The organism is Agromyces neolithicus, from assembly GCF_039529735.1.
GTDB classification, from domain to species: domain Bacteria; phylum Actinomycetota; class Actinomycetes; order Actinomycetales; family Microbacteriaceae; genus Agromyces; species Agromyces neolithicus.
Genome location: NZ_BAAANJ010000013.1, coordinates 1 through 2,371 on the forward strand (window position 1 = coordinate 1; position 2,371 = coordinate 2,371).

The window sequence follows — 2,371 nt, forward strand, 5'->3', positions numbered from 1 at the left end:
ACCCGACGACGAGGCCTGCCGAATCGAAATCAGCCACCCATCACGGATTCGTCGGTGGATCGAGGCTAAGTCGTCGAGGAGTCGATAGCTGGCCAGCCCCCAGTCGCCGCAGGGCCGAACCTCGCGGGGCAGCGGATTGCGATGCTCGTCTACGAAGATGCCCGGCGCTGCACGCCAGAAGCAGTGCTGCGCCAGTCTGTCACCGGCCGTGAGCTCGACGTGATCAACACGTTCGAAATATCCCTTGGTCCACGGCATCTTATTGATGAATACCGGAGGGAGCAGCAGGTTCTCGGGGACGAGCTCCGTTCGGTCGGGCCAAGGCGAGGCGCTCCTGTGGCGGTAGACATAGATCAGGTAGGACCCAGGCATGGGTGCTTCGTTCGGCTCGGTCAAGTCCGCCCCTATGACCCTCCCGAAGATGTAGCTGCCGTCAGGCAGCCCCATCGCGAAGATGTCGCCTGCTTTCGGCTTCATTCTCGAGGGCTTGAGGACTCTGAGGTTCGTCGGGGCGCTTGGCATCAGAATCCGTTCTGCCCGAGCCAGGCTTCGCCCCAACTCACGGCGTCGTCGTAGTACGAGTGGGCCGGCGAGATGCTGTTGATCTTGTCATATCGACGGAGGTCACTGAAGCTGAGGCCGACATCGCCGCCGATCGCCCGCTCAGCGTCGAAGAGGCCCGCGCCATTTTGCGCCGTAGGCGCCGACGAGCAATGACGACCGGTACGCGGTCCCGCTCACGGCGCCAGCGACTCGCGCGCTCGGGCGCATACGCGGCCGGGTCCCGGTCGAGGATCTCTTGCGCAGGCTTTGTACCCTCGGGATGGGCCCGCCCGACGAATTCGAGCAGACATACGCGGCCCTCACCCAAGAGCCGCAACCCGCATGACAGCTGCATCAACCCGCGGCGGCTCGCTGAGTGACCGACGTCGCTGGACCGAATCCTCGGTCGTGCACCCGCGGCCTGCACCCCTACGTGCAAGGTTCTGGGCGGTCTCACGGCAGGTATCTCAAAAGGCCTTCGCTGTAGTACCACACCTTCGCTGGCCTGAGTTCCGCCGCGATGCGCTCTGCGAGCTCCAAACCACGCGTGTCGAGATCCTGGATGAACGAGGCGACCTCGGCCCGTTTGTCGTAGATCCATCGGGACCACCACCTGGTATGACTCGTTCCACTGGGCGATGTCATCTTTCAGCTCAAACGGCAGGCCTTCCCAGGGGTCGCGGCGGTCGTCACTCGTGTCGTCGCGGAGCATGGGCTCGATGTAATCGGCGGCGAACACCAAGTACCTCAACGCGTACCCGTCCAAGCTCGGTGGAGGATGACGCCCGAATCTGGAGTGAGTGCCTCCAAGGGTAGCTATTCGTCCCCATCGGTGAGGTACGACGCGAGACGGGCTTCGATGACAGCTACAACCTCTAGGGAGGCCTGACGGATCTCAGGTTCGTCTACGGTGAACTGGAGCATGTCCAACTTGCCCTCGACCTTCTGCAGGAACCCACGCAAGACGCGCTCATCCGGAACGACGATCTGCGCCGCTGCTGACCAGATCTCACTCTTCAAGGCATCCAAGTCGAGTTCCCGATGACGATACTCACGGCAGCGGACGAGGAGCTGCACGGCCACGGTTGCGCATGTTGCCGCCAAGTCAGCCCCCCGAGAAGGGGTTGACAGTGATCACGATCCGGCCGCCTTGCTCAGTAACAACTGGGTCTGTCCGTGTTTTTGTGTAAATGGTCGTCGGCTGGGTTGTTCAGTTGAGTCCTAGGCGGTCGCCGTAGGTCATGGCCAGTACGTTCAGGATGCCCTTCCAGCCGGCGGTTTCGCCAGTCGGATTCGTGCGGTTGTGCTGACGCTGCCGTGCGACCAGGTACAGCACCTTCAGCGCGGATTGCTCGTTCGGGAAGTGCCCTCTTCGGCGGACCGCTTGCCGGAACCTCGCGTTGAGGGACTCGATCGCGTTGGTCGTGTAGACGATCTTTCGCAGTTCGAGGGGGAACTCGAGGAAGGGCGTGAACTCGCCCCACGCCCGGCGCCACATCTCGATCATCGCGGGATACTGGCCCGTCCATGCCTCGGCGAACTCGTCGAACCGGGCCTCCGCGGCCGGGATCGTGGAGGCCTGGTAGATCTCCTTCACGTCGGCCGCGATGGCCTTCCAGTGCTTCATCGACGCGAACCGCAGGCTGTTGCGCACCAGATGCACGACGCAGGTCTGCACGGCCGCTTGCGGCCAGGTCGCCCGGATCGATTCGGGCAGCCCTTTCAGGCCATCACAGCAGCTATGCCGACATCGGCATAGCTGCTGTTATGCCGTGTTCGCGGTTATGCCGATGATGCTGGTTGGGGTCGCTCGGTCGGCGGGGGTCGG

At 63.1% G+C, this 2,371-nt stretch carries 2 protein-coding genes and 1 pseudogene; all 3 read right to left on the reverse strand.

Annotation, left to right across the window (positions count from 1 at the left end; genetic code table 11):
• Positions 1–477, reverse strand: a 477-nt coding sequence (locus tag ABD164_RS13785) for an immunity 26/phosphotriesterase HocA family protein (protein WP_344296870.1), incomplete at its 3' end; no start/stop codon positions are given.
• Between the two features lie 882 nt (positions 478–1,359).
• Complete coding sequence (locus ABD164_RS13790; RefSeq protein ID WP_344296871.1) at positions 1,360–1,626, reverse strand: hypothetical protein; 267 nt, start codon at positions 1,624–1,626, stop codon at positions 1,360–1,362.
• A gap of 127 nt (positions 1,627–1,753) precedes the next feature.
• A pseudogene (locus ABD164_RS13795) lies at positions 1,754–2,281 on the reverse strand (IS256 family transposase); the annotation flags it as partial.
• Between the last annotated feature and the right edge of the window lie 90 nt (positions 2,282–2,371).